The 24765-nt window shown below is 53.5% G+C and carries 28 protein-coding genes and 1 other RNA gene; 11 read left to right on the top strand and 18 right to left on the bottom strand.

The window, feature by feature from the left end:
• Window positions 1–43: 43 nt before the first annotated feature.
• Complete coding sequence (gene yfhb / locus FHW71_RS05170; protein ID WP_008101503.1) at window positions 44–682, bottom strand: phosphatidylglycerophosphatase C; 639 nt, start codon at window positions 680–682, stop codon at window positions 44–46.
• A 167-nt stretch (window positions 683–849) separates the two neighbouring features.
• Between yfhb and FHW71_RS05175 the strand changes: the two genes are divergently transcribed.
• Complete coding sequence (locus tag FHW71_RS05175) at window positions 850–1689, top strand: MurR/RpiR family transcriptional regulator (protein WP_007886185.1); 840 nt, start codon at window positions 850–852, stop codon at window positions 1687–1689.
• Window positions 1690–1744: 55 nt separating this feature from the next.
• The gene (locus FHW71_RS05180) at window positions 1745–1993 is read left to right on the top strand and encodes a YfhL family 4Fe-4S dicluster ferredoxin (protein ID WP_008101505.1); all 249 of its coding nucleotides are present in this window, start codon (window positions 1745–1747) and stop codon (window positions 1991–1993) included.
• Here the strand turns inward: FHW71_RS05180 and acpS are convergent.
• The 11 genes from acpS to rpoE all read right to left on the bottom strand — a co-directional run bounded on the left by acpS (window position 1990) and on the right by rpoE (window position 11336).
• Window positions 1990–2370 (bottom strand): holo-ACP synthase, encoded by a 381-nt coding sequence (gene acpS / locus FHW71_RS05185; RefSeq protein ID WP_179449846.1) that lies wholly within the window; start codon window positions 2368–2370, stop codon window positions 1990–1992. The two genes, FHW71_RS05180 and acpS, sit on opposite strands and share 4 nt — an antisense overlap.
• On the bottom strand, window positions 2370–3101 hold the full coding sequence (pdxJ, locus tag FHW71_RS05190) for a pyridoxine 5'-phosphate synthase (protein ID WP_008101508.1): 732 nt from the start codon (window positions 3099–3101) through the stop codon (window positions 2370–2372). Before pdxJ ends, acpS begins: the two co-directional genes overlap by 1 nt.
• A gap of 70 nt (window positions 3102–3171) precedes the next feature.
• A complete protein-coding gene (gene recO, locus FHW71_RS05195) occupies window positions 3172–3900 on the bottom strand; it encodes a DNA repair protein RecO (protein WP_179449844.1) in 729 nt (242 codons plus the stop codon).
• 3 nt (window positions 3901–3903) lie between these two features.
• Window positions 3904–4809, bottom strand: coding sequence for a GTPase Era (gene era, locus FHW71_RS05200; protein ID WP_008101512.1), 906 nt, complete (start codon window positions 4807–4809; stop codon window positions 3904–3906).
• Between the two features lie 49 nt (window positions 4810–4858).
• Complete coding sequence (rnc, locus tag FHW71_RS05205; protein WP_036620136.1) at window positions 4859–5539, bottom strand: ribonuclease III; 681 nt, start codon at window positions 5537–5539, stop codon at window positions 4859–4861.
• Between the two features lie 118 nt (window positions 5540–5657).
• A complete protein-coding gene (gene lepB / locus FHW71_RS05210) occupies window positions 5658–6629 on the bottom strand; it encodes a signal peptidase I (RefSeq protein ID WP_008101516.1) in 972 nt (323 codons plus the stop codon).
• A 9-nt stretch (window positions 6630–6638) separates the two neighbouring features.
• Window positions 6639–8438, bottom strand: a complete 1800-nt coding sequence (gene lepA, locus FHW71_RS05215) for a translation elongation factor 4 (RefSeq protein WP_008101519.1) — start codon at window positions 8436–8438, stop codon at window positions 6639–6641.
• Between the two features lie 218 nt (window positions 8439–8656).
• A complete protein-coding gene (gene rseC / locus FHW71_RS05220) occupies window positions 8657–9121 on the bottom strand; it encodes a SoxR-reducing system protein RseC (RefSeq protein WP_008101521.1) in 465 nt (154 codons plus the stop codon).
• Window positions 9118–10074 (bottom strand): sigma-E factor regulatory protein RseB, encoded by a 957-nt coding sequence (gene rseB, locus FHW71_RS05225; protein ID WP_008101523.1) that lies wholly within the window; start codon window positions 10072–10074, stop codon window positions 9118–9120. Before rseB ends, rseC begins: the two co-directional genes overlap by 4 nt.
• Complete coding sequence (gene rseA / locus FHW71_RS05230; RefSeq protein ID WP_008101525.1) at window positions 10074–10730, bottom strand: anti-sigma-E factor RseA; 657 nt, start codon at window positions 10728–10730, stop codon at window positions 10074–10076. Before rseA ends, rseB begins: the two co-directional genes overlap by 1 nt.
• 27 nt (window positions 10731–10757) lie before the next feature.
• Window positions 10758–11336: an RNA polymerase sigma factor RpoE gene (gene rpoE / locus FHW71_RS05235; RefSeq protein WP_007886161.1), complete on the bottom strand. Its 579-nt coding sequence runs from the start codon at window positions 11334–11336 to the stop codon at window positions 10758–10760.
• A 441-nt stretch (window positions 11337–11777) separates the two neighbouring features.
• Here rpoE and nadB point away from each other — a divergent pair, with 441 nt between their 5' ends.
• Window positions 11778–13415 (top strand): L-aspartate oxidase, encoded by a 1638-nt coding sequence (nadB, locus tag FHW71_RS05240; RefSeq protein ID WP_179449842.1) that lies wholly within the window; start codon window positions 11778–11780, stop codon window positions 13413–13415.
• Here the strand turns inward: nadB and FHW71_RS05245 are convergent.
• On the bottom strand, window positions 13381–14130 hold the full coding sequence (locus FHW71_RS05245; protein WP_179449840.1) for a tRNA1(Val) (adenine(37)-N6)-methyltransferase: 750 nt from the start codon (window positions 14128–14130) through the stop codon (window positions 13381–13383). The two genes, nadB and FHW71_RS05245, sit on opposite strands and share 35 nt — an antisense overlap.
• Window positions 14131–14271: 141 nt before the next feature.
• On the opposite strand from FHW71_RS05245, the gene srmB reads away from it, so the two are divergent.
• The gene (srmB, locus tag FHW71_RS05250; RefSeq protein ID WP_008101533.1) at window positions 14272–15600 is read left to right on the top strand and encodes an ATP-dependent RNA helicase SrmB; all 1329 of its coding nucleotides are present in this window, start codon (window positions 14272–14274) and stop codon (window positions 15598–15600) included.
• 187 nt (window positions 15601–15787) lie between these two features.
• On the opposite strand, the gene grcA is transcribed toward srmB, so the two are convergent.
• Window positions 15788–16171, bottom strand: a complete 384-nt coding sequence (grcA, locus tag FHW71_RS05255; protein WP_008101535.1) for an autonomous glycyl radical cofactor GrcA — start codon at window positions 16169–16171, stop codon at window positions 15788–15790.
• 265 nt (window positions 16172–16436) lie between these two features.
• Here grcA and ung point away from each other — a divergent pair, with 265 nt between their 5' ends.
• Window positions 16437–17114 carry a uracil-DNA glycosylase gene (ung, locus tag FHW71_RS05260; protein WP_179449838.1) on the top strand — a complete coding sequence of 226 codons (678 nt, stop codon included), beginning with the start codon at window positions 16437–16439 and terminating at the stop codon, window positions 17112–17114.
• 47 nt (window positions 17115–17161) lie between these two features.
• On the opposite strand, the gene grpE is transcribed toward ung, so the two are convergent.
• The gene (gene grpE, locus FHW71_RS05265; RefSeq protein WP_179449836.1) at window positions 17162–17740 is read right to left on the bottom strand and encodes a nucleotide exchange factor GrpE; all 579 of its coding nucleotides are present in this window, start codon (window positions 17738–17740) and stop codon (window positions 17162–17164) included.
• Window positions 17741–17862: 122 nt separating this feature from the next.
• On the opposite strand from grpE, the gene nadK reads away from it, so the two are divergent.
• The 3 genes from nadK to bamE all read left to right on the top strand — a co-directional run bounded on the left by nadK (window position 17863) and on the right by bamE (window position 21023).
• A complete protein-coding gene (nadK, locus tag FHW71_RS05270; protein ID WP_008101540.1) occupies window positions 17863–18741 on the top strand; it encodes an NAD(+) kinase in 879 nt (292 codons plus the stop codon).
• Window positions 18742–18826: 85 nt separating this feature from the next.
• Entirely contained in the window at window positions 18827–20488 is a 1662-nt protein-coding gene (gene recN, locus FHW71_RS05275; RefSeq protein ID WP_154155625.1) for a DNA repair protein RecN, read from the top strand.
• Window positions 20489–20675: 187 nt separating this feature from the next.
• Window positions 20676–21023, top strand: coding sequence for an outer membrane protein assembly factor BamE (gene bamE / locus FHW71_RS05280; RefSeq protein WP_064739594.1), 348 nt, complete (start codon window positions 20676–20678; stop codon window positions 21021–21023).
• Between the two features lie 53 nt (window positions 21024–21076).
• Here bamE and FHW71_RS05285 read toward each other — a convergent pair whose 3' ends face one another.
• Both FHW71_RS05285 and FHW71_RS05290 read right to left on the bottom strand, forming a co-directional pair.
• A complete protein-coding gene (locus FHW71_RS05285; protein ID WP_179449834.1) occupies window positions 21077–21367 on the bottom strand; it encodes an RnfH family protein in 291 nt (96 codons plus the stop codon).
• Window positions 21360–21794 (bottom strand): type II toxin-antitoxin system RatA family toxin, encoded by a 435-nt coding sequence (locus tag FHW71_RS05290; RefSeq protein WP_008101549.1) that lies wholly within the window; start codon window positions 21792–21794, stop codon window positions 21360–21362. The genes FHW71_RS05285 and FHW71_RS05290 overlap by 8 nt, the downstream gene beginning before the upstream one ends.
• A 159-nt stretch (window positions 21795–21953) precedes the next feature.
• Between FHW71_RS05290 and smpB the strand changes: the two genes are divergently transcribed.
• The 3 genes from smpB to FHW71_RS05305 all read left to right on the top strand — a co-directional run bounded on the left by smpB (window position 21954) and on the right by FHW71_RS05305 (window position 23805).
• On the top strand, window positions 21954–22436 hold the full coding sequence (gene smpB / locus FHW71_RS05295; protein ID WP_007886141.1) for an SsrA-binding protein SmpB: 483 nt from the start codon (window positions 21954–21956) through the stop codon (window positions 22434–22436).
• A 44-nt stretch (window positions 22437–22480) separates the two neighbouring features.
• Window positions 22481–22843: a transfer-messenger RNA gene (gene ssrA, locus FHW71_RS05300) on the top strand.
• A 107-nt stretch (window positions 22844–22950) separates the two neighbouring features.
• Window positions 22951–23805 carry a PA4780 family RIO1-like protein kinase gene (locus FHW71_RS05305; protein WP_179449831.1) on the top strand — a complete coding sequence of 285 codons (855 nt, stop codon included), beginning with the start codon at window positions 22951–22953 and terminating at the stop codon, window positions 23803–23805.
• Here the strand turns inward: FHW71_RS05305 and FHW71_RS05310 are convergent.
• Window positions 23772–24689 (bottom strand): LysR family transcriptional regulator, encoded by a 918-nt coding sequence (locus FHW71_RS05310; protein ID WP_179449829.1) that lies wholly within the window; start codon window positions 24687–24689, stop codon window positions 23772–23774. The genes FHW71_RS05305 and FHW71_RS05310 overlap by 34 nt on opposite strands.
• Between the last annotated feature and the right edge of the window lie 76 nt (window positions 24690–24765).

Genomic DNA, 24765 nt, shown 5'->3' on the forward strand with positions numbered 1-24765 from the left:
TAAGGCGGCGCATTATAGCGATGCTGCAGCTGGAATCGAAGCGTTATTCCAGCTGTTGCAGCTCACCGCTTGGCGTGACGCGCCAGCGATGCTGGCAGAAGAACAGTAGCGGGTTGTCCTGTTTGCTGTCGCTGTAACCGCTATACAGTTGCAGCGGCGTGCCGATTTTCTCCTCCAGCTGCGCCACCTTTTCATGACCAAGACAGCGCATCGACAGTAAACGTCCGCCACGGCCCGGTTTCATCTGGCTGGCGATCAGCTGCACGCGCGGTAAAAATGCCGAATCGAAATAGACTTGCTCCACCAGCGACTGCGGCGAACCGGTAATCAGCCAGACATCAGCATCATTACTGCTGAGATAGTCGGTAAGTCGCTGCTGTACCACCGGAAACGCGGTAACACGCTGGCGGAACCACTCGGCGAATTCAGCCTCACGCTGGCGCAGACGTGTTTCGCTATGGCCGAAGGTGATCGCCCACAGTAATAAACTCATCGGCCAGCGTGCGGCGCGCCCTTTGAACAGCATCCCAAGACCGATCACCGGCAACAGCGGCACCACCAGCAGCAGATTGATCGGCTGACGTCGCAGCAGATAGCGCATAAAGGTGCCAAACATGTCTTGCTGATGTAGCGTGCCATCGAGATCGAAAAACACCACGCGTCGTTGTGTACCCTTTGTCAAACAGCACTCCTTCTCTATCCTTCGCGGTTTCTGCACTACAGTGTAGCCAGCTTCGGCGTTCGAGGCGAAAGCTGCTATTTTTAATTCCAATGACTACAATGCCATTTGAATAGTTTATTCTTCGCGTTTACGCGCTGTTTGCGGATAAAGGAATTAAGGATCGAACCATGAGTTCATTGCTGCGCATTCGTCAGCTCTACCCTCGACTGGCGCTAAATGAGCGTCGGCTGGCGGATTTTTTGCTGTCGCAGCCGGATCGTGCACGGCATCTCAGTTCACAAAAACTCGCTGAGGAATCGGGCGTTAGCCAGTCCAGCGTGGTGAAGTTTGCCCAGAAGCTGGGCTATAAAGGCTTTCCGGCGCTGAAGCTGGCGCTGAGCGAGTCGATGGCCGATCGCGATGCGATCACCGTGCATAACCATATTCTCAGCGACGATCCGCTGAAAGTGGTCGGTGAAAAGCTGCTGACCGAGAAGATCTCAGCGATCCGCGCCACGCTGGATATCAACAGCGAAGAGAAGCTGCTGCAAACCTTACAGCTGTTGAAGAACGCCAATCGTATTTTGCTGGTTGGCATCGGTGCGTCCGGTTTAGTGGCGAAAGATTTTTCGTGGAAGCTGATGAAGATCGGCATCAATGCGGTGGCGGAACAGGATATGCACGCGTTGCTTGCCAGCGTGCAAGCGATGGCGCCGGGCGATGTGCTGCTGGCGATTTCCTACACCGGCGAACGACGCGAAATCAATCTGGCGGCACAGGAAGCGGCGCAGGTCGGTGCCGATGTGCTTGCCTTCACCGGCTTTACGCCGAATGCCCTGCAGCAATGCGCCACGGTTTGCCTCTACACCGTGGCGGAAGAGCAAAGCACGCGCAGCGCGGCGATCTCGTCGACCAGCGCGCAGCTGGCGCTGACCGATCTGCTGTTTATGGCGCTGGTACAAAACGATCCCGAACGTGCTTCCAGCCACATTCGCCACAGCGAAGAGTTGGTGAAAAAGCTGGTCTGATGAGATCAGGCGCGTATAATACCCGCGCCTTTTCTGCTGTTATTGGACTTCCGCTATGGCCCTGCTCATCACCACTAAATGCATCAATTGCGATATGTGCGAACCTGAATGCCCAAACCAGGCAATTAGCTTAGGCGATGCGATCTATGAGATTGATGTAGACCGCTGCACCGAGTGCGTGGGCCATTACGATGTGCCGACCTGCCAAAGCGTCTGCCCGATTGATAACACCATTATTCTCGATCCACAGCACCCGGAGAGCCGCGAGGCGCTGTGGGAGAAGTTCGTGGTGTTGCATCCTTAGTTCTCGATAATCACCGTTGCACAGGCGTAATGGCGTTCATCCGCTAACGTCACATGCACGTACTTCACGCCGAGCTGGCTGGCAATCACTTTGGCCTGCTCAAAGAAACGTAATCCCGGCTTGCCCAGTGCATCGTTGTACACTTCGAACTGATTGAAAGCCAGCCCACCGCGAATGCCGGTGCCGAAGGCTTTTGCTGCCGCCTCTTTCACCGCAAAACGTTTGGCAAGAAAGCGCACCGGTTGCTGGTGCGCCTGATATTGTTGCCACTCGGCTTCGCTCAATACGCGGCGCGCCAGACGGTCGCCGGAGCGCTCAATGACGCCAGCAATGCGCTCGATCTCTACGATATCGCTGCCGAGTCCGAGAATTGCCATTAGCGACGCGCTTCCCGCATCAGTTGCTTCATTTCACTGACCGCATCGGCCAGACCGCTGAACAGCGCGCGACCAATAATCGCATGGCCGATATTCAGCTCGTGCATTTCCGGCAGTTCAGCAATCGGCTGCACGTTGTGGTAGGTCAAACCGTGACCGGCATTCACCTTCAGGCCAAGGCTGGCGGCAAAAGTCGCGGCTTTACGGATGCGCGACAGCTCCGCCTGACGCTCAAGACCTTCGGGTGCTTCGGCATAAGCTCCGGTGTGAATTTCGATATAAGGCGCGCCGCTGGTAACCGCTGCTTCAATCTGGCGGTGATCGGCATCGATAAACAGTGATACCAGAATGCCGGCGTCGCTTAACAGGCGCACCGCAGCATTGATTTTATCCTGCTGACCCGCCACATCCAGCCCACCTTCGGTGGTCACTTCCTGACGCTTTTCTGGCACAAGGCAAACGAAGTGCGGCTTGATTTCGCAGGCAATGTCGATCATCTCGTCAGTGACCGCCATCTCCAGATTCATGCGCGTCTGGATGGTGTCACGCAGAATGCGCACATCGCGATCGGTGATGTGGCGGCGATCTTCACGCAGATGCACGGTAATGCCGTCGGCGCCAGCCTGCTCAGCAACAAACGCGGCCTGCACCGGATCGGGATAGTTTGTGCCACGCGCGTTACGAACGGTGGCAATGTGGTCAATGTTGACGCCTAACAGCAACTCAGCCATGACAGTCCTTAAATGTGTTCAGTGTGTTTGCAGTGTACCGCGCTGAATATATCAGGCGGTACGACCAGCGCTAGTCGTTTGCCACATCTGGTTTCTTTTTTGGCACAAACTGGCGAAACAGTTCCTGACTCTTCAGCGGTTTGCCGCCAAGATAGGGCTTCAGCGCGATGCGCGTAAAGCGTTTAGCGGCGCGCAGCGTATCAGCATCCGGGAATTCGCGTTCCCACAACGCCCGCAGCTGGCGGCCGGTAAAGCTACGCTGATTGACCACCAAACTGGCGATGAAGCCCTTCTCTTCCCGGTAGCTGTAGGTCATGCCGTCAGCAACCTCTTCCCCGCTGCCGGCGCAATGCAGAAAATCCACGCCGTAGCCGAGATGCCCGAGTAGCGCCAGCTCAAAGCGGCGCAGCGCCGGTTCAGGCGAGCCGTTGCCTGCCGCCAGCGTTTGGATGCAATTCAGGTAATCAAAGAACATGTCAGAGAAGGGAATTTGCTGCTCCAGCACGCGCGATAGCAGCTCGTTGACGTAGAGTCCGCAATAAAGCGTGATGCCGCTGAGCGGCAATGCCAGCGAAACGGCTTCGGCATTGCGCAGCGTTTTGACGTCACCGCGTCCACCCCAGCGCACCAGCAGTGGCGTGAAGGGTTGCAGCGCACCTTTCAGTTGGGAGCGGCGCGATCGGGCGCCTTTGGCAAGGACGCGGACGCGTCCTTCACTTTCGCTGAAGAGATCGAGGAGCAGGCTGGTTTCGCTGTAAGGGCGACTGTGCAGCACAAAGGCGCGTTGCCAGCCTTCCATCAATTAACCTTCGTCAGAGTAACCTAAGCTGCGCAGCGCACGTTCATCGTCCGCCCAGCCAGATTTCACTTTAACCCACAATTCGAGATGCACTTTCGCTTCAAACATCTCTTCCATGTCTTTACGCGATTCAATGCCGATGGTTTTGATCTTGGCGCCTTTATTGCCGATGACCATTTTCTTCTGGCCTTCGCGCTCAACGAGGATTAGGCCATTGATGTCGTAGCCACCGCGATCGTTCGAAACAAACTGCTCAATTTCTACGGTAACCGAGTAAGGCAGCTCAGCGCCAAGGAAGCGCATCAATTTTTCACGAATGATCTCAGATGCCATAAAACGCTGAGAGCGGTCAGTGACATAATCTTCCGGGAAATGATGCTCAGATTTTGGCAGACATTTGCGCGCAATCGCCGCAATAGCGTCAACGTTTTTGCCGCTTTCCGCTGAGATCGGAACGATTTCGAGGAAGTTCATCTGCTGGCTAAGGAACTGCAGATGCGGCAACAGAATGCTCTTGTCCTGAATGTTGTCGACTTTATTGATCGCCAATACCACAGGAACTTTGTTATCACGCAGCTTGTTGAGCACCATCTCGTCGTCTGGCGTCCAGCGCGTGCCTTCAACCACAAAGATCACCAGCTCAACGTCACCGATGGAGCTGCTGGCGGCACGGTTCATCAGGCGGTTGATTGCCCGCTTCTCTTCCATGTGCAGCCCTGGCGTATCCACGTAGATCGCCTGATAAGCGCCTTCGGTGTGGATGCCCATGATGCGGTGACGCGTGGTTTGCGGCTTGCGTGAAGTGATCGACACTTTCTGCCCCAGCAACTGGTTCAGCAAAGTGGATTTACCGACGTTTGGTCGGCCTACAATCGCGACAAAGCCGCTATATGTTTCGAGTTCGCTCATTCGAGTCCTGACTTGGGCAGCGTCGCTTTCGACGCTGCGATGTGACTATTTATTCGAGGCCAAGCTTAATTAACGCCTGTTCGGCGGCTGCTTGCTCGGCTTTACGGCGGCTTGAGCCAATGCCCACCACCGGTTCTGCCATGCCACTCACCTGACAGTGAATGGTGAATTCCTGATCGTGGGCTTCGCCACGCACCTGCACCACCAAATACGATGGCAGCGGCAGATGACGTCCCTGCAAATACTCCTGCAGGCGCGTTTTCGGATCTTTTTGTTTATCGCCCGGACTGATCTGTTCCAGTCGCGAGTGATACCAGTCGAGAATTAACTTTTCGACGGTTTGAATGCTGCTATCGAGGAAAATGCCGCCAATCAAGGCTTCAACGGTATCCGCGAGGATCGATTCACGACGGAAACCGCCGCTTTTCAGCTCGCCCGGACCGAGACGTAAACATTCGCCAAGGTCGAACTCGCGCGCCATCTCCGCCAGCGTATTGCCGCGCACCAAGGTGGCACGCATGCGGCTCATGTCGCCTTCGTCCACGCGCGGGAAGCGGTGATAGAGCGCATTGGCGATCACGTAGCTGAGAATAGAATCGCCAAGAAATTCAAGACGTTCATTGTGTTTGCTGCTGGCGCTACGATGCGTCAGTGCCTGCTGCAATAAATCCGGATGAGTAAAAGTGTAGCCCAGTTTGCGCTGCAGCTTGTTAATGACGATGGGGTTCATGCTATTCCAGTTGTTCTGTGCGTCTATCACTGCATACGAAACAGGGCTGAGGTTCCAACCTGTTCTGTTTGGTGTGCACTGGCCTCCCGAAAGAGAGGCCAACCTTTTTTGAAGCTAATTAGTGAATCCCACCAATGCGGCTAAAGCGCACGCCGGTCGGCCACTGTCCTTCTTGTTTCTCGAAGCTCATCCAGATAGCCACCGCTTTGCCGACCAGATTCTTCTCGGGCACAAAGCCCCAGTAGCGGCTGTCGGCGCTGTTATCGCGGTTATCGCCCATCATGAAATACTGCCCTTGCGGCACAATCCAGGTCGATTGCGGCTGGCCCGGCTGCTGATAATACATGCTTGCCTGACTTTGCGCTTCGTTTACCAGCAAGATATCGTGCGTTACGCTGCCCAATGTCTCTTTACGGGTGCCGAGACGCAGGCCGCCCTTCATGGTTTCGCCCTGCGGCGCCTGGAAGAAGCCGTTGCCGGTTTCATTGCCATCAAAGCCGCTGAAGGTCTGAATGAAGTTGCTTGGCTCAACGTTAGTGTAAGTCACCGGCAGCGCCGTGTCGCAATTGCCGCTGCTGCAACCCGGATTGATGGTCAGGGTTTTGCTGTAAGGATCAAACACCACTTTGTCGCCCGGCAAGCCAATCACGCGCTTAATGTAATCCACGCTGGGATCTTTCGGGTATTTGAATACCGCGACATCACCGCGCTGCGGATGGCCGGTTGGGATCAGCGTGGTTTGAGTAATCGGATCTTTAATGCCGTAAGCAAACTTCTCCACGAGGATGAAGTCGCCAATCAGCAGCGTTGGCATCATTGAGCCCGATGGAATCTGGAACGGCTCAAAAATAAACGAACGCACGATCAACACCACTGCCAGCACCGGGAACACCGATGCGGTGGTTTCAACCCAACCCGGCTGCGCGGCTACTTTCGCCAGCGTTTTACTGTCGAGTGCATTGCCAGCCTGCGCTTGCGCAGCAGCCTGTTTCGCACGACGCGCCGGTGCCCATTTAAAGCGATCGATACACCAGATAATGCCAGTGACCAGTGTGGCGATCACTAAAACCAGGGCAAACATGTTAGCCATTAAAAATCCTTATTTGCTGTCTTTACCGACATGCAGAATGGCAAGGAATGCTTCCTGCGGCAGCTCAACGTTGCCGACCTGCTTCATTCGCTTCTTACCGTCTTTCTGCTTCTGCAACAGTTTCTTCTTACGGCTAACGTCACCGCCATAGCATTTCGCCAGGACGTTTTTACGCAGCTGTTTTACCGTTGAGCGAGCGATAATGTGGTTGCCGATTGCCGCCTGAATCGCAATATCAAACTGCTGACGTGGGATCAGATCTTTCATCTTCTCTACCAGATCGCGGCCACGATATTGTGAGTTATCACGGTGAGTAATCAGCGCCAGCGCATCAACACGTTCTGAGTTAATCATCACGTCGACACGCACCATGTCAGAGGTCTGGAAACGTTTGAAGTTATAATCCAACGAGGCATAACCGCGCGAAGTTGATTTCAGACGGTCGAAGAAGTCGAGAACCACTTCTGCCATCGGAATCTCATACGTCAGCGCAACCTGCTTGCCGTGGTAAACCATGTTGGTCTGCACGCCACGTTTTTCGATACACAGCGTAATGACGTTGCCGAGGAACTCCTGCGGCAGCAGCATGTGACACTCCGCAATCGGCTCACGCAGCTCGGCAATATTGTTCAATGGTGGCAGCTTCGACGGGCTATCAACGTAGATAGTTTCGCCGTCGGTGGTTTCCACTTCATACACTACGGTTGGCGCGGTGGTGATCAGATCCAGATCGTATTCACGCTCCAGACGCTCCTGAATGATCTCCATGTGCAGCAGACCGAGGAAGCCGATGCGGAAACCGAAGCCCAGCGCCGTTGAGCTCTCTGGCTCGTAGAACAGTGACGCATCGTTCAGGCTCAATTTGCCCAGCGCATCACGAAACGCTTCATAGTCGTCAGAGCTGATCGGGAACAGACCGGCGTAAACCTGTGGCTTCACTTTTTTGAAGCCTGGCAACACTTTCTCCGCCGGATTGCGCTGCAAGGTCAAGGTATCGCCCACTGGTGCGCCGAGGATGTCTTTAATCGCACACACCAGCCAGCCTACTTCACCGCAGTTCAGTTCGTTGCGATCAACACGCTTCGGCGTGAAGATGCCGAGACGATCCGCGTTGTAGCTTTGACCGGAGCTCATGACTTTAACTTTGTCGCCTTTGCGCAGCGTGCCGTTCTTAATGCGAATCAGCGATACCACGCCAAGGTAGTTATCGAACCAGGAGTCGATGATCAGCGCCTGCAGCGGCCCTTCCGGATCGCCTTCTGGCGGCGGGATGTCACGCACCAGACGTTCCAGCACGTCGGGCACGCCGACGCCGGTTTTCGCCGAGCAACGCACCGCATCGGTCGCGTCAATGCCGACGATATCTTCAATCTCTTCCGCTACACGCTCTGGATCGGCGGCAGGCAGGTCGATTTTGTTCAGTACCGGTACCACTTCCAGATCCATTTCCATTGCGGTGTAGCAGTTTGCCAGCGTCTGCGCTTCAACGCCCTGCCCTGCATCGACCACCAGCAATGCTCCTTCACACGCCGCCAGCGAGCGGGAAACTTCATAGGAGAAGTCAACGTGACCGGGAGTATCGATAAAATTGAGCTGGTAAGTTTCACCGTTCAGCGCTTTGTAATCGAGCGTCACGCTCTGCGCTTTAATGGTAATGCCGCGCTCACGTTCCAGATCCATGGAGTCCAGAACCTGCGCCGCCATCTCACGATCGCTCAGGCCACCACAAATTTGAATCAAACGGTCAGAGAGCGTTGATTTGCCGTGGTCAATGTGAGCGATGATGGAGAAATTTCGTATGTGCTTCATTTATATGAATATCTTCACGTAGAAAATCAGTGGGAAACTTGAGCACGGACACATTCAGGAAAGTGAGCTTTACCCGGAACCCTGTCGGCCTCATTAATGACGACGCATATTACACTGTTAACGCCGCGCGTTAAAGAATGGAACTGTGGGGAATCGCAACAGATTTCAGCGGTTAAGCCGATTGAGAAAGGCCGCATCAAATGCGGCCTGGACGGGGATCACGCTTCGCTTTCCACGCGCAACGCATCAGGCGGTAACGCAACGCTAAGAATCACCGGCTGGAAAGCCTCGCGATCGCCGAAGAGTTTGGATACACCTTTCGCGACGATAAAGCCGCCAATGCCGCCTAACAACGCGCCACAGGCCGCAGCCAGATCGCTGGCGAACAGCATCTGGAAGATGCCCGCCACTAAAAACAGGCCAAACAGCGGCGTCATGTAAACCAGCAAAGCGGAACCCAACAAGCTGCTTTCGCGGATGCCTAACTCAATGCGCTGGCCGGGTTGCAACGGCTCCGCGCTGGCGATAGTCATCACGTGGGCATTTTTCGGCCCCAGCTGATTAAGCGCGTGGCTGCCGCAGCCTTTACGCGCTGAGCAGCTGTTACAAGACGTTTTCGCTTCCGTGTGCAGTGTGGCAATGCCTTCTTTCCACGCCACCACGGTGGCCCATTCTCTCATCATTTTGGTGAACCCGAATCTATGCTGTCCGCAATACGTTTAGCCGTGGCTGGCGGTAACTCGCCCACCACCGTGATTTCGTTATTATTGCGCACTTCTGTCTGCACCGTACGACGCCCAGTGCGCAATGCCTGCACGCTGCTGCTTTTATCGGCTGGCGTAACGTTGATGGCGAAGCTAAACAGGCCATCGCTGTACAGGCGCGATTCGACCGTTTTGTTCATCGATGGGATATCACGGCGACTTTGTGAGATCAGTTTCATGCCCGCCGGAAGCCAGCCTGGCTGCCAGCTGAGTTCAACTTTGTCACCCGCCGGCAAAGACAGCGATGGCGGCAAGTTGGCTTTCTCCAGCCCTTGCATCAAGTTGCGCACGCCTTCATCGACGGCAAAGCTGATGACGCGGAACTGCTCCAGCGTTTCACCGTCGCGATCGAGCAGATCGATGCGCAGCGGCAATTTGGTATCCACATCCAGCCACACCACATAGCTGTAGCGCGTGCCATCACGTGACACGATGCGCACCACTTCGCACATTTGATCGGCCATGCGCGAGCGGCCAACCGGAATGAAATCGTAGGCTTCACCCAAACGGGAGAAGTCGGCGAACATCAAACCAGGTAACGCATCGATGATGTGATTGCCCGGCAGCGAAAAGGGATCTAATCCCGGCTCGAAATAGCTGATGTCGTTTCCGCGCTGGATCACTTCACGGCGCGGCCCGTCCATCTGCAACAGTTGGGCGAAGATACGATTGTCGATAACCGCGTGACGATAACGCAGAGATTCAATGCCGAGACGCGAGACATTGATGTAGGCAAATTCGTAGTTGAGGTTCTGGCTTGCCTGCTCCATCTGTTGTAACAACGCCCCGGACGCAGAGGTCTGCGCCGAGGCGATAGATGAGCAAAACAGGCTGCCTGCCAGCAGGCTAACGGCACACCAAAGCTGCTTCATTACTGCTGCTGAGTTCCTAACGACTGATTTCCGGGAACATTAGCCTGAGCCTGTTGCGGATCGTTTTTCTCAAACTGAACCTGATCGGCATGCAGACGACGTTGCAGTTCATAATCCTGCAGCATGGCATTGACGCGACGACGCTGTTCCTGCACCTGCTGATTAGAGCTGTTAGTGTCAAAGGCTTCAGAAGGCACGCCCAAGCTGACCGGCGACGCTTTACCCATCATCGGCAAGGTGTTGAATGCCGGTGAATCGGACGCTTCAGTCGCGCTGCCGGTTGGTGAACTGTTGTAGTGCTGAACACCGACAATCACCGCCAGTGAAACACAAGCAGCAACACCGACTTGCGTCAGCTGTGCCGCCCAACTGCCACCGCGACGCCAGAACGGCATCTTTTCGTAACGTGACGGCTCAGGCTGCGCTTCAGGGATCAGCGGAGTGACTTTGCGTGCCGGCTCGTTTTCGATGGCCGCAGCCACACGTGCTGAGATATCAAAATGCAGCACTTCTCCGATATCACCTCGTAAGGTGTCGCGGATGAGATGGTAGCTTTCCCAGCTTTGCTGAAGATCCGCATCCTTAGATAACGACGCCAACAGCTCGTTATCTAAAGTTTCACCATCCATTAAAGCGGAAAGTTTTTCTTTCTGCATGCCTTGGTACCCTTCCAGTAGCCGTTATCACTGACGTTGGATAAGCGGTTGAACTTTATTATCAATAGCCTCTCGTGCACGGAAGATACGCGAACGTACGGTACCGACCGGACAATCCATGATGACGGCAATCTCTTCGTAACTCAGGCCATCCAATTCCCTGAGGGTAATGGCCATACGAAGATCTTCGGGAAGCGCCTCAATGGTACGAAAGACGATTTGTTTCAGTTCCTCAGACAACATTAAGTTCTCAGGGTTCGAAATTTCTTTCAGTGCACCTGCACTTTCGAAATTTTCCGCATCAATTGCATCCACATCACTGGATGGCGGACGTCGCCCCTGAGCAACCAGATAATTTTTCGCTGTATTGACCGCGATGCGGTACAGCCATGTATAAAAGGCGCTGTCGCCACGGAATGATTCCAGTGCGCGATACGCTTTAATAAAAGATTCCTGAACCACATCAGGCACATCGCCTGACGGAACATAGCGTGAAACCAGGCTCGCCACTTTATGCTGGTATCGAATCACCAGTAAATTAAAGGACTTTTGATCTCCCTTCTGAACCCGCTCAACGAGAACCTGATCCGTTAACTGCTCGCTCATCCGAGGTAATATCTCCCCAAAACTTTTTTATGCGTAAGTGAACTGCCAGCACATCTCATTGTTCTGAGCAAGCATGCGCTTAGAGTGACCTAATGGTCTGAAGTTCACTACGACCAGAATTTTTCCGTATCGGAACCACGACATCATTGTTGTTGATTGTCTTTCAGTGTAGCGACTTGCCACGCTGGTGGTGTCTTTTGCGGCACCGATAATCGCTGGCAGAGTACCTTATGACGCCGTCATTTTCACCTTTATTACCTGAATTTTCAGAGTGTTTGATATAAAAAACACATTGTGCTTAATTTCAGAGTTAACTTACTGAATTCACGTTATTATCTCCCTCTGCTGAATAATTTTTCCGCGCAATTTGTTCAAAATACTTCACAGCATCCCTATCCCGGCTTATGCTCAAGCCACCTTTTGTTTAGTAAATTAAACACCATGACTTCTCTCCCGGAATATCAGTGTGATGTCCTCATCGTCGGCAGCGGTGCGGCAGGTTTATCGTTAGCGCTGCGCTTAGCGCCGCATTATCAGGTTACCGTGCTGAGTAAAGCGCAGGTGAATGAGGGCTCAACGCTGTATGCGCAGGGCGGGATTGCGGCGGTGTTTGACGAAACAGACAGCATCGAATCACACGTTGAAGACACGCTGGTTGCTGGCTCAGGCTTGTGCGATCGCGATACGGTTAGCTTTATCGCCAGCAACGCGCGTCACTGCGTACAGTGGCTGATTGATAACGGCGTCGCCTTCGATAAAGAGCCGCAGGCTGATGGCGAAGCGCGTTATCACCTCACGCGCGAAGGCGGACACAGTCATCGCCGCATTCTACACAGCGCCGATGCTACCGGACGCGCGGTAGAAACCACGCTGGTAAGCCAGGCGTTGAGCCATCCCAACATCCGCATTATAGAGCGCACCAATGCGGTGGATTTGATTCTCTCCGATAAGCTTGGCCTGCCAGGCAAGCGTCGCGTGGTTGGCGCGTGGATCTGGAACCGCAAGCGTGAACAGGTGGAAACCTGTCGCGCGCGCGCCGTGGTGTTAGCTACCGGCGGCGCAGCGAAAGTCTATCAGTACACCACCAATCCGGACGTAGCGTCTGGCGATGGCATTGCGATGGCATGGCGCGCCGGTTGCCGCGTGGCAAATCTGGAATTCAATCAATTCCATCCCACCTGTTTATTCCATCCGCAGGCGCAAAACTTCCTGCTGACTGAAGCACTGCGCGGTGAAGGCGCCTGGCTGTTACGTCCCGACGGCACGCGCTTTATGCCTGATTTTGATCAGCGTGCCGAGCTGGCGCCGCGCGATATTGTGGCGCGCGCCATTGACCATGAGATGAAACGGCTGGGCGTCGATTGTATGTATCTCGACATTAGCCACCAGCCTGAAAGCTTTGTGCGCGCGCACTTCCCAATGATTTACGAAAAGCTGCTGACCTTTGGCCTCGATCTCACCAAACAGCCAATTCCGATTGTGCCAGCCGCGCATTACACCTGCGGCGGCGTGATGGTCGACCAGCAAGGCCGCACTGACGTAGATGGGCTTTATGCGATAGGCGAAGTGAGCTACACCGGCTTACATGGCGCAAACCGTATGGCATCCAACTCTTTGCTGGAGTGCCTGGTTTATGGTTGGTCAGCGGCTGAAGATATGATCGCCCGCTTGCCGGACGTCGCGGCGGTAGAACATCTGCCCCCGTGGGACGAAAGCCGCGTTGATGATGCCGATGAACGCGTAGTGATCCAGCATAACTGGCATGAACTGCGGCTATTCATGTGGGATTACGTGGGCATTGTGCGCACCACTAAGCGTCTGGAGCGCGCACTGCGGCGCATTAATTTGCTGCAACAGGAAATTGATGAGTACTACGCGCACTTCCGCCTCTCTAACAATTTGCTCGAGCTACGCAATCTGGTGCAGGTCGCCGAACTGATGGTGCGCTGTGCGCTAGAGAGAAAGGAGAGTCGAGGGCTGCACTTTACCCTCGACAATCCCGATTTGCTGGATGAGGCGTTACCGACCATCCTGCAGCCCGAAGTTAGCGAAACAGGTAAAAGTCTTTCACCAGGCTGAGCCAGTCGGCTGAATAGCTTTTATCTTCATCACGAATGGCGAGACGTTCCAGCAACGTTTCGCCGGCGGAGGGAGAAAAGCCCAACACCACGCGATTCGGCGGGCGCTGCGCATAGGCGGCGACATCGTAGCGATAACGCAAATGCCAGCCATCCGCCAGCGCCAGTGAAATCAATGCTTCGCCTGCTTCAGCCGGCAGCACCACGCAAAATAGCCCTTCTTCTTCAATCAACTGGGCGGCACAGCGCAGCAGCGTAAGATGGTCGAGCGTGGCGGTGCTGCGTGCGGTATCACGCGCGACACAGCCTGTTGCCATGCCGGGCGCAAAAAACGGCGGGTTGCTGACGATGAGTGAAAAGCGTTTTTCACACTGTTCACTCCAGCTGACAATATCCTGATGATGCACATGAATGCGATCTGCCCACGGCGAGGCCTGCATATTTTCCTGCGCCTGCTGCGCCGCGCTGGCTTCCAGTTCGACGGCATCAATCTCTACCGAATCGGGCGTGCGTTGCGCCAGCATCAGCGCTATCAACCCGCTGCCGCAGCCAATATCGAGGATGCGACGCGCGCCTGCTACTGGCGCCCAGGCCCCGATTAACACGCCATCGGTGCCGACTTTCATCGCACAGCGATCGTGCGCCACGAAAAATTGCTTAAAGGTAAAACCATCTTTTCTTAACGTCGGCCGCACCTGCGGCTGGTCCTGAGACATACTTCACTACCATTGAATTTTTTACTGCCGGAAGTGTAACGTGGTGGCGATGGGAATTCACCTGCGCCTGTAATACCTACACAAACAGATGAAGATTATATTCGTTCTGTCTATAATCAGCGCCCCAAACTGAGGTAGACCATGACCGTAACCACATTCTCCGAACTCGAACTCGACGAAAGCCTGCTACAAGCTTTGCAGGAAAAAGGCTTTACTCGCCCTACTGTTATTCAGGCCGAGACCATTCCTGCCGCGCTGGAAGGCCGTGACGTTCTGGGTTCGGCTCCAACCGGGACGGGGAAAACTGCAGCGTTTTTGCTGCCCGCTTTACAGCATTTGCTCGATTTCCCGCGCAAGAAATCAGGCCCACCACGCATTCTGATCATCACCCCAACGCGCGAACTGGCGATGCAGGTTGCCGATCACGCGCGCGAACTGGCTAAACACACGCATCTGGATATCGCCACCATCACCGGTGGTGTGGCGTATATGAACCATGCCGAAGTGTTCAGCGAAAACCAGGACATTGTTGTCGCGACTACTGGCCGTTTGCTGCAGTACATCAAAGAAGAGAACTTTGACTGCCGCGCAGTAGAAACGCTGATTCTTGATGAAGCTGACCGCATGCTCGATATGGGCTTTGCGCAGGACATCGAAACCATCGCCGCAGAAACCCGCTGGCGCAAACAGACGCTGCTGTTCTCAGCGACGCTGGAAGGCGATCACATTAAAGACTTCGCCGAGCGCTTGCTCAACGAGCCGGTGTTTATTGAAGCCGACCCAAGCAAAAGCGAACGTAAAAAGATTCAGCAATGGTATTACCGCGCCGACGATCTGCAGCATAAAAACAAGCTGCTGATTCACCTGTTGAAACAGCCAGACGCCACGCGCGTCATCGTATTTGTGCGTAAACGTGAGCGCCTACATGAGCTGGTCACCTGGCTTCATGAAGCCGGTATTCGCACCAGCTATCTCGAAGGAGAAATGGTGCAGGTCAATCGTAACGAAGCGATCAAACGTATGAATGATGGCCGCGTTACGGTGATGATTGCCACCGACGTTGCTGCGCGCGGTATCGACATTGACGATATCTCACACGTCATTAACTACGATTTGCCGCGCACCGCTGATACCTATTTGCACCGCATCGGCCGTACCGCGCGTGCGGGCCGTAAAGGTACCGCAATCTCGCTGGTCGAAGCTCATGACCACGTGCTGCTGGGCAAAATCACCCGTTACATCAACGAGCCGTTGAAAGCGCGTGTGATTGATGAGCTGCGTCCAGAAAGCCGTGCGCCAAGTGCCAAAGTGACGGGGAAACCGTCGAAAAAAGCCCTTGCGAAGCGTCAAGAGCGTAAAGAAAAAGAACAAGAGAAACCGCGCGTCAAACAACGCCATCGCGATACCAAAAATGTGGGTAAACGCCGCAAGCCAAGCGGTAGCGATGCACCAGAGTCTGGTGCGGAATAAAACAGCACTCGCTGTAATTAATCGCCTCTTTTGAGGCGATTTTTTGTTTTAAGCGTAGCGAAAGAGCGCTTTCGCTATCAAACGGCCTCAAGAAGCCTTTCTTTGTCATCAAGCCATATAAAAAAAGCCGCGCCAATCAACATTGGCGCGGCTTGTATTGCTGTGTGTCTTTTCGTCAGCGCTGCAATTACAGGCTTTCGGTGAATGTACGTGTAATCACGTCACGCTGCTGCTCTGGCGTCAGCGCGTTAAAGCGCACGGCATAGCCAGATACGCGAATGGTCAACTGCGGATATTTTTCCGGATGATTGACGGCATCTTCCAGCGTTTCGCGGCGCAGCACGTTAACGTTCAGATGCTGACCACCTTCGATGCGCACTTGCGGCTTCTGCTCAAGTGGAATTTCACGGTAAGCGATTTCGCCGAGGTCGCTGATAGCAACAACCTGATCTTCCGCGAAATCCCCTTTGGCGCACAGGCAGCGCGCTTCGGCTTTATCATCGTCCAGCAGCCAGAATGAGTTCAACAGCTGTGGATTATTTGCCTGAGTAATTTGAATGCCGGTAATCATAGTAGGTCTCCAGGGCTTTACGCTGTCGCAACCGGACAGCGAGGTTCATGAGGTTATGGAATGATGTGGTATATCACTGCATGAAACCCGCCGTTTTGACTTGTATCAATTTCGTCCAGTCACTATTGCAAGCTGAAAACCTAACAACTTGATTCATAACAACTTCGACAATTAAAAATTTACGTAAATATTCAAATTATTTTTACCCTTCTGCTGTTGAGTTCGACACGTTAAGCTAGGCGCACTATTTTGCAGGGAGTCAATGATGGCTGAGAAGCTGACCTGGCACGACGTGCTGGCTGAAGAGAAAGAGAAACCTTACTTCGTGGAAACGCTGAAAGCGGTGGCCAATGAACGCGCTGCCGGCGTAACGGTGTATCCGCCGCAGAAGGATGTGTTTAATGCCTTTCGGCTGACCGAACTGGGCGATATCAAAGTGGTGATTTTGGGTCAGGATCCTTATCACGGCCCGAATCAGGCACATGGTCTGGCCTTTTCTGTGCTGCCCGGCGTGGCGATTCCACCGTCATTACTGAATATGTACAAAGAGCTGGAGCAGGATATGCCCGGCTTTGTGCGCCCTACGCACGGTTTTCTTGAAAGCTGGGCAACGCAAGGCGTGATGCTGTTGAACACCGTGTTAACGGTGGAAGCCAGTAAGGCGCATTCGCACGCGCGCTTTGGCTGGGAAACCTTTACCGATAATGTTATCAGCGCCATCAACCAGCATCGCGAAGGGGTGATTTTCTTGCTGTGGGGATCGCACGCGCAGAAGAAAGGCAGCATCATTGATACGCAACGTCATCATGTGCTGAAAGCGCCTCATCCTTCCCCGCTCTCCGCGCATCGCGGCTTTTTTGGCAGCAAACACTTCTCGCAGGCGAATGCGCTGCTGAACCAATCAGGCCAGTCACCGATCGATTGGATGCCGGTGCTGCCTTGAAAAAACAAACGGCCGCATTAAGCGGCCGTTGTTATGATAGCGATGAATTAGCCTTTGGCTTTGGTCACTGCCACCATCGCCGGACGCAGCAGGCGACCGTTGAGGGTGTAACCGCGCTGCATCACCATCAGCACGTGATTTGGCGCCATCTCTTCTGATTCCATCATCGACATCGCCTGATGGATCTCTGGATTGAATGGCACATTGGTTTCGCCAACCACTTCCACGCCAAACTTACGCACCGCGCCCAACAGCGACTTCAGCGTCAGCTCGATACCTTCAATCATCGAAGCCAGCTCAGCGTTATCTTTGTTTGCGACTTCCAGCGCGCGCTCCAGGCTATCGATCACTGGCAGCAGCTCGTTGGCAAATTTTTCCAGCGCAAATTTATGCGCCTTTTCCACATCCATTTCAGTACGACGACGGATATTCTCGATTTCCGCCTGCGCACGCAGCTGTGCATCACGCACGCCGGTTTGCGACACGGCTAACTCGGCTTCCAGTTGCGCGATACGCTCATCACGCGGATCCACCTCAGCGGTTGTCTCTGCGTCCACGTGCTGCTGATCCAGTTGAATTTCGTCTGAGACTTGCTCGTTTGGGGTGTTCTGTTCTTTACTACTCATGAATTTCTCCGCGTTTTGCACATTCATCTCGCTGGTTGGCTTATTATGGGGATCAGTTTGACGGTTTCAAGTAAACCCATCACATTGCCTGGCCGTTTTGGCTTATAAGGAACTCGCGCTAAATGAACAAACACTTTAACTGCATCGGGATTGTCGGCCATCCGCGCCATCCTACTGCGTTAACCACCCATGAAATGCTCTGGCGCTGGCTAACGGCAAAGGGTTATGAGGTGATTGTCGAGCAGCAGATTGCGCGCGAACTGGATTTGAAAAATGCCGAAACCGGCAGCCTTGCGGATATTGGTCAACGCGCTGATTTAGCGGTTGTAGTAGGTGGCGATGGCAACATGCTTGGTGCTGCCCGCGTGCTAGCGCGCTATGACATCAAAGTCATTGGCATTAACCGTGGCAACCTCGGTTTTCTTACCGATCTCGATCCGGACAACGCGCAGCAGCAGCTGGACGATGTGCTGCAGGGCGATTACTTCGTCGAAAGCCGCTTCCTGCTGGAGGCGCAGGTGTGCAAAGAAGATTGCTCGCCGCGTATTGGTAGCGCCATTAATGAAGTAGTGCTGCATCCCGGCAAAGTCGCGCACATGATTGAATTCGAAGTCTATATTGATGAGGTATTTGCCTTTTCGCAGCGCTCCGATGGCTTGATCATCTCTACGCCAACCGGCTCCACCGCCTATTCGCTCTCGGCTGGCGGCCCCATTCTGACGCCGTCACTGGATGCCATTACGCTGGTGCCGATGTTCCCGCATACGCTCTCAGCGCGTCCGCTGGTGATCAACAGCAGCAGCACCATCCGCCTGCGTTTTTCTTCCCTGCGCAGCGATCTGGAGATCAGCTGTGACAGCCAGATTGCCTTGCCGATTCAGGAAGGTGAAGACGTCCTGATTCGCCGCAGTGCCAATCACCTCAATCTCATCCACCCTAAAAATTACAACTATTTCAATACCTTAAGTTCAAAGTTGGGTTGGTCTAAAAAATTGTTCTGAAAATCAGCACTGACTACTTTACTGTATAAAATACCAGGATATACTGTATGTAAAACCATATCTGTTTTTACATACAGGTGATTCTATGCTGGCACAACTGACCATCAGTAACTTTGCTATCGTTCGTGAACTGGAGATCGACTTTCATCGTGGTATGACGGCGATCACGGGTGAAACCGGCGCAGGTAAATCTATCGCCATCGATGCGCTGGGCCTGTGTTTGGGCGGACGCGCTGAAGCAGATATGGTGCGTCAGGGTGCCAGTCGCGCGGATATCTGCGCCCGCTTCCAACTTAAAGCCTCGCCTTCCGCACAGCGCTGGCTGGTGGAGAATCAACTGGATGAAGGCAATGAGTGTCTGCTGCGTCGTGTGATTAGCGCGGATGGTCGTTCGCGTGGCTTTATCAACGGCACGTCGGTGCCGCTGTCGCAGCTGCGTGAACTGGGTCAATTGTTGATTCAGATTCACGGCCAGCATGCGCATCAGCTGTTGCTCAAATCCGATCACCAAAAACATCTACTGGATGCTTATGCAGCCCACGATGATTTGCTGTCTGAAATGCGCCAGCACTATCAGCGCTGGCATCAGAGTTGCCGCGCACTAGCGCAGCATCAGCAGCTCTCGCAAGAGCGTGAGTCACGTCGCGAGCTGCTGCAATATCAATTGAAAGAACTCAATGAATTTGCCCCGCAGCTGGGCGAATTTGAACAGATTGATGAAGAGTACAAACGTCTGGCGAACAGCGGCCAGTTGCTTTCTACCAGCCAGCAAGCGCTGCAAATTCTCGCCGATGGTGATGACACCAACCTGCAGAGCCTGCTGTATAGCGCCCGTCACATGCTGGGTGAATTAGTGACGCTGGATAATAAAGTCAGCGGCGTGTTCAATCTATTGGAAGAAGCCGCAATTCAACTCAGTGAAGCCAGCGATGAATTGCGTCACTATTGTGAACGTCTGGATCTCGATCCCAATCGCCTGCATGAGCTGGAGCAACGTCTGTCACGGCAGATCGCACTGGCGCGCAAGCATCATGTCTCACCTGAAACCTTGCCGGTACTTTATCAGCAGTTGCTGGATGAAGCGGAACTGCTTTCGCAGCAAGAAAGCGATCAGGAAACCCTGCAATCTGAAGTCGTCGCGCACCACAAAGCCGCGTTAGTGAGTGCTGAAAATCTGCATCAACTGCGTGAACACTCCGCTCAAGAGTTGAGCCAGCTGATTACCCAAAGCATGCGCACGCTGGCGATGCCGCACGGCCAGTTCGCTATCGTGCTGGAGTTCAATGCCGATCAACTCACTGCAGATGGCGCAACGCGCATTGATTTCCGCGTCACAACTAACCCAGGTCAACCGCTCCAGCCGCTGGGCAAAGTGGCATCCGGCGGTGAGCTGTCGCGTATTGCGCTGGCGATTCAGGTGATCACCGCACAGAAAATGGAAACGCCAGCGATGATCTTCGATGAAGTTGATGTCGGTATCAGCGGCCCAACCGCCGCAGTGGTAGGCCAAATGCTGCGTCAGCTAGGCGAGTCAACCCAGGTGATGTGTGTTACGCACCTGCCGCAGGTTGCTGGCTGCGGTCATCAGCACTTCTACGTCAGCAAAGAGACCGATGGCGCGATGACAGAAACCCATATGCAGCCGCTGGATAAACGCGCGCGTCTGCAAGAGTTGGCGCGTTTGCTGGGTGGCAGCGAGGTGACTCGCAACACGCTGGCCAACGCTAAAGAACTTTTAGCCGCCTGATACCGCACTTTTTTCCCGGCTGGTGGTCATATGCTTGCTCTGTAGAGGTTTCAAATAGCGAAAAGGTTTATTATCATCGGCAGTTATGTCGTCTGAGTAATAAAGCCTGCCGCAGGCAGAGTTCAGAATTTGATGGCAAAAAAATAGCCTGCTGAAAGGCGTTTGGCCCCAGAAAAGGAATGTATAGATGCGCTGTAAAACGCTGACTGCCGCGGCAGTAGTAATGTTGATGATGACCGCTGGATGTTCCACCCTTGAGCGCGTTGTGTATCGTCCGGATATCAATCAGGGGAATTACCTGGTCGCCAACGATGTGTCGAAGATTCATAACGGCATGACGCAGCAGCAGGTTGCCTACACGCTCGGTACGCCGATGATGCGCGATCCGTTTGGCAGCAACGTTTGGTATTACGTGTTCCGCCAGGAACCAGGCCATGAAGGTGTGAAACAGCAAACGCTGACGCTGACCTTTGACAGCAACGGAACGCTGACCAACATCGACAATAAGCCGAAGCTCACTGGCAAAGAAGGCTAAGTGAACGGCAATAAAAAAGGCGCTTAAGCGCCTTTTTTAGTTTTTACTTCTGACTATTTCTTTTCAGCTGAACGCTCTGCTCGCTGACGCCGCAACTCTTTCGGATCGGCAATCAGCGGACGATAAATCTCAATGCGATCACCATCCTGCACGACATCAGCCAGTTTTACCGGGCGGCTATAAATCCCGACCTTGTTCGAGTTCAGGTCAATATCTTTACGCAGTGACAGCAAACCCGACGCCTTGATCGCTTGCTCAACGGTAGCGCCTTCCTTAAGCGTGACGGCTCTTAAATACTGCTTATCCGGCAGTGCGTAAACCACTTCCACACTGATATCAGGCACGATAAACCTCTTTCGCGCGCTGACTGAATGCCTGCACCATGCTGTTCGCCAGCTCTTTAAAGATGCGGCCGAACGCCATTTCTACCAGCATATTGGTGAACTCAAAATCGAGGTTTAACTCAACTTTGCAGGCATCATCACCCAATGAGGTGAAGTGCCAGCCGCCGGTTAATTTACGAAACGGGCCATCAACCAACTGCATCAATATGCTTTGGTTGCTGATCAGCGTATTGCGTGTGGTGAAAGTTTTACTGATGCCGGCTTTCGAGACATCAACGGCCGCGGTCATTTGATCTCCGCTGTTATCCAGCACGCGACTGCCGGTGCAGCCCGGCAGAAACTGAGGATAAGCATCCACGTCATTCACAAGACGGTACATCTGCTCAGCGCTATAAGGGACCAGCGCTGAACGACTAATCTGGGCCATAATGGTTCCTGTTCATCACAAAACCATTGAATAATACCATTTTCGGACACCAAACAAAAATTCACGGCTTTGCTTGCTGTGCTAAAATGGAGTGTTTTTTACCGCCCTGCAGGACAGGGGATGCGCCCATAAACTGAGTGATGTAGACTACGCCGCACTATGACAAAGAAAAAAGTTAACAAACCCGGTTCAGCCACTATTGCCCTCAATAAACGCGCACGTCATGAATACTTCATTGAAGAAGAGTTCGAGGCGGGTATGTCGTTACAAGGATGGGAAGTCAAATCACTGCGTGCCGGTAAGGCAAACATCAGCGATAGCTACATTCTGCTGCGCGATGGTGAAGCTTACCTGTTCGGCTCCACTTTCCAGCCGCTGGCGGTTGCTTCAACGCATGTGGTGTGTGATCCCACGCGAAGCCGCAAGCTGCTGCTTAAACAACGCGAACTCGATTCGCTGTATGGTCGCGTTAACCGTGAAGGCTTTACCGTGGTTGCACTGTCGATGTACTGGAAAAATGCCTGGGCCAAACTGAAGATTGGTGTGGCGCGCGGTAAGAAAGAGCACGACAAGCGTGACGACGTTAAAGAGCGCGAATGGAAGATGGATAAAGCACGTATTATGAAGAATTCAAAGCGTTAAGCGCTGGATCTTGACGCCACTTGTCTGTAGTATTGAAATTTCTTGGGGCTGATTCTGGACTCGACGGGATTGTGAAGCCTTAGGAGCATGCCGAGGGGCGGTTTGCCTCGTAAAAAGCCGCAAAAAAATAGTCGCAAACGACGAAAACTACGCTTTAGCAGCTTAATAACCTGCTTTGAAGCCCTCTCTCCCTAGCTTCCGCTCTTAAGACGGGGATCAAGAGAGGTCAAACCCAAAAGAGATCGTGTGGATGCCTTGCCTGGGGTTGAAGCACTAAATCTAATCAGGCTAGTTTGTCAGTGGCGTGTCTGTCCGCAGCTGGCCGGCGAATGTAAAGACTGACTAAGCATGTAGTGCCGACGGTGTAGTAATTTCGGACGCGGGTTCAACTCCCGCCAGCTCCACCAAAATTCTCCATCGATGATTACCAGAGTCATTCGATGAAGTCCTAAGAGCCCGTATGGCGCAAGCCTTACGGGCTTTTTTGTATCTGGACTCTTTCAAGGCGACTCGCATGAAAATCCCAAACCGACTCCAGCCTCTCGTCGATGATGGCTTGGTAGATGAAGTACTACAGAGACTAAGAAGCGGCAAAGAAGCTGACGTTTATACCGTGTTAACGGGCGGCAAAATCCAATGTGCCAAAGTGTACAAGGACGCCACGCAACGAAGTTTTAAGCAGGCCGTGCATTATCAGGAAGGACGTAAAGTCCGTAACAGCCGCAATTCACGTGCGATGCAGAAAGGGTCGAAATTCGGGCGTAAGCAGCAAGAAGAGACCTGGCAAAGCGCTGAAGTTGATGCGTTATTCCGCCTGGCGAATGCTGGCGTGCGCGTCCCACAGCCCTACATTTGCATCGACGGCGTATTGTTGATGGAGCTGGTCATAGACGCAGAAGGCCTGGTTGCGCCACGCCTGAGCGATGTGTTCCTGTCCGAAGAGAACGCCTTAAAGGATTTCGATACCATGATCCGTAATATCGTGCGCATGCTGTGCGCCGGTATTGTTCATGGCGATCTGTCGGAATTCAACGTGCTACAGGATGCCAACGGACCGGTCATTATCGACTTGCCGCAAGCTGTCGATGCCGCAGCAAACAACCACGCGGAATCAATGTTTGAGCGCGATGTGAATAACATCACCGCCTATTACGGGCAATACGCTCCGCAGATTTTGCAAACGCGCTATGCGAAAGAGATCTGGCAGTTATATGAAGACGGAAAGCTGACGCCAGAAACGCCGCTTACCGGTCTCTTTGTCGAAGAGTTGCATGAAGTGGATATGAATTCGCTGATGGATGAGATCATCGCCGCAGAAGATGAGTTCTACGATCGTCAGCGCGCCGCTAAAGAACGCGACGAAGAGTAGATGCTGCTCCACAGCTCGGGCAGGCTGGCAATAAACGCCTCGGCTATCGCATGTTTATTGCCCCCCGGATTCCATAACGTTACCAGCGTAACATTCAATCCCTGATTGCCGACTTCGGTGGGCAATAGTTGCACATTGCGCCACTGCTGAGCCTGAAAATGCATCGGCAGGAATCCCCAACCCGCACCACTTTCCAGCAAATGTTGCAGGATGGCGCGATCGTTAACGAACAGGGATTTGCCAGAAATTTGCAGGCGTCGGCTAATCTGTTCATCGTGGTGTGGATGCATCACCAACTGCGGAATCAGTGACAGATTGAGCAGCGTCACCGGCCGCGGCTGATCGCGAAACAGCGTGCGGGCGGCGAAAAAATTAAGTTCGATGGTGCCCAGCGCCTGCCATTCCATCTCATTTCCCAACGTACGGTGCTGCGCCTGGCAGATAGCAACATGCGCCGTCCCACTTTTGAGCGCCGCTTCAGCCTCATCACGCGTACCACTCCATGCGTTAAAACGGATGTTTTTCTCAGCCATGTATTCAATCACCGCGTGAAGAAAAGCGTGCGGAACGAAAGGATCGTAAACCAGCACCAGTTCCTGCTTGACGGCAGCAGGCAATGCGCGCGCATAGGATTCAAATGCCTGCGCCTGACGCAGAAAAAGATGCGCCTGACGATGCAGCTGTTGACCTTTCTCCGTTAGCAGCAACCTGCGCCCTTCCCGTAAGAAAAGCGTGTAACCCAACGCATCTTCAAGATAATCCAGCAAGTCACGCACCGTGGTGCGATCCTTCCCCAGCAACAGGGCAGCTTTCGAGACGCTGCCGGTTTCAGCAATCGTGGCAAAGGCTTCAATTTGCGAAAAAGAGTAGCGCAACGCGGTCATAGCAGACTCCATAATTTAGAGGGTTTTTCCCCCATTGAGTGATTTTATCAGGGGATTAACCATTCATATACTGTTG

Source organism: Enterobacter sp. Sphag1F (assembly GCF_014193275.1).
GTDB classification, from domain to species: domain Bacteria; phylum Pseudomonadota; class Gammaproteobacteria; order Enterobacterales; family Enterobacteriaceae; genus Pantoea; species Pantoea symbiotica.

Excerpts from the sequence above, each read along its gene's own strand:
- smpB (WP_007886141.1), top strand. The coding sequence starts at position 21,954 with ATGACAAAGAAAAAAGTTAACAAACCCGGTTCAGCCACTATTGCCCTC.
- rseC (WP_008101521.1), bottom strand. The coding sequence starts at position 9,121 with ATGATGAGAGAATGGGCCACCGTGGTGGCGTGGAAAGAAGGCATTGCC.
- recN (WP_154155625.1), top strand. The coding sequence starts at position 18,827 with ATGCTGGCACAACTGACCATCAGTAACTTTGCTATCGTTCGTGAACTG.
- rseB (WP_008101523.1), bottom strand. The coding sequence starts at position 10,074 with ATGAAGCAGCTTTGGTGTGCCGTTAGCCTGCTGGCAGGCAGCCTGTTT.
- pdxJ (WP_008101508.1), bottom strand. The coding sequence starts at position 3,101 with ATGGCTGAGTTGCTGTTAGGCGTCAACATTGACCACATTGCCACCGTT.
- FHW71_RS05245 (WP_179449840.1), bottom strand. The coding sequence starts at position 14,130 with ATGTCTCAGGACCAGCCGCAGGTGCGGCCGACGTTAAGAAAAGATGGT.
- era (WP_008101512.1), bottom strand. The coding sequence starts at position 4,809 with ATGAGCGAACTCGAAACATATAGCGGCTTTGTCGCGATTGTAGGCCGA.
- nadB (WP_179449842.1), top strand. The coding sequence starts at position 11,778 with ATGACTTCTCTCCCGGAATATCAGTGTGATGTCCTCATCGTCGGCAGC.
- grpE (WP_179449836.1), bottom strand. The coding sequence starts at position 17,740 with ATGAGTAGTAAAGAACAGAACACCCCAAACGAGCAAGTCTCAGACGAA.
- acpS (WP_179449846.1), bottom strand. The coding sequence starts at position 2,370 with ATGGCAATTCTCGGACTCGGCAGCGATATCGTAGAGATCGAGCGCATT.
- srmB (WP_008101533.1), top strand. The coding sequence starts at position 14,272 with ATGACCGTAACCACATTCTCCGAACTCGAACTCGACGAAAGCCTGCTA.
- bamE (WP_064739594.1), top strand. The coding sequence starts at position 20,676 with ATGCGCTGTAAAACGCTGACTGCCGCGGCAGTAGTAATGTTGATGATG.
- FHW71_RS05175 (WP_007886185.1), top strand. The coding sequence starts at position 850 with ATGAGTTCATTGCTGCGCATTCGTCAGCTCTACCCTCGACTGGCGCTA.
- nadK (WP_008101540.1), top strand. The coding sequence starts at position 17,863 with ATGAACAAACACTTTAACTGCATCGGGATTGTCGGCCATCCGCGCCAT.
- grcA (WP_008101535.1), bottom strand. The coding sequence starts at position 16,171 with ATGATTACCGGCATTCAAATTACTCAGGCAAATAATCCACAGCTGTTG.
- lepB (WP_008101516.1), bottom strand. The coding sequence starts at position 6,629 with ATGGCTAACATGTTTGCCCTGGTTTTAGTGATCGCCACACTGGTCACT.
- FHW71_RS05305 (WP_179449831.1), top strand. The coding sequence starts at position 22,951 with ATGAAAATCCCAAACCGACTCCAGCCTCTCGTCGATGATGGCTTGGTA.
- FHW71_RS05180 (WP_008101505.1), top strand. The coding sequence starts at position 1,745 with ATGGCCCTGCTCATCACCACTAAATGCATCAATTGCGATATGTGCGAA.
- recO (WP_179449844.1), bottom strand. The coding sequence starts at position 3,900 with ATGGAAGGCTGGCAACGCGCCTTTGTGCTGCACAGTCGCCCTTACAGC.
- rnc (WP_036620136.1), bottom strand. The coding sequence starts at position 5,539 with ATGAACCCCATCGTCATTAACAAGCTGCAGCGCAAACTGGGCTACACT.
- lepA (WP_008101519.1), bottom strand. The coding sequence starts at position 8,438 with ATGAAGCACATACGAAATTTCTCCATCATCGCTCACATTGACCACGGC.
- FHW71_RS05310 (WP_179449829.1), bottom strand. The coding sequence starts at position 24,689 with ATGACCGCGTTGCGCTACTCTTTTTCGCAAATTGAAGCCTTTGCCACG.
- ung (WP_179449838.1), top strand. The coding sequence starts at position 16,437 with ATGGCTGAGAAGCTGACCTGGCACGACGTGCTGGCTGAAGAGAAAGAG.
- rseA (WP_008101525.1), bottom strand. The coding sequence starts at position 10,730 with ATGCAGAAAGAAAAACTTTCCGCTTTAATGGATGGTGAAACTTTAGAT.
- rpoE (WP_007886161.1), bottom strand. The coding sequence starts at position 11,336 with ATGAGCGAGCAGTTAACGGATCAGGTTCTCGTTGAGCGGGTTCAGAAG.
- FHW71_RS05290 (WP_008101549.1), bottom strand. The coding sequence starts at position 21,794 with ATGGCCCAGATTAGTCGTTCAGCGCTGGTCCCTTATAGCGCTGAGCAG.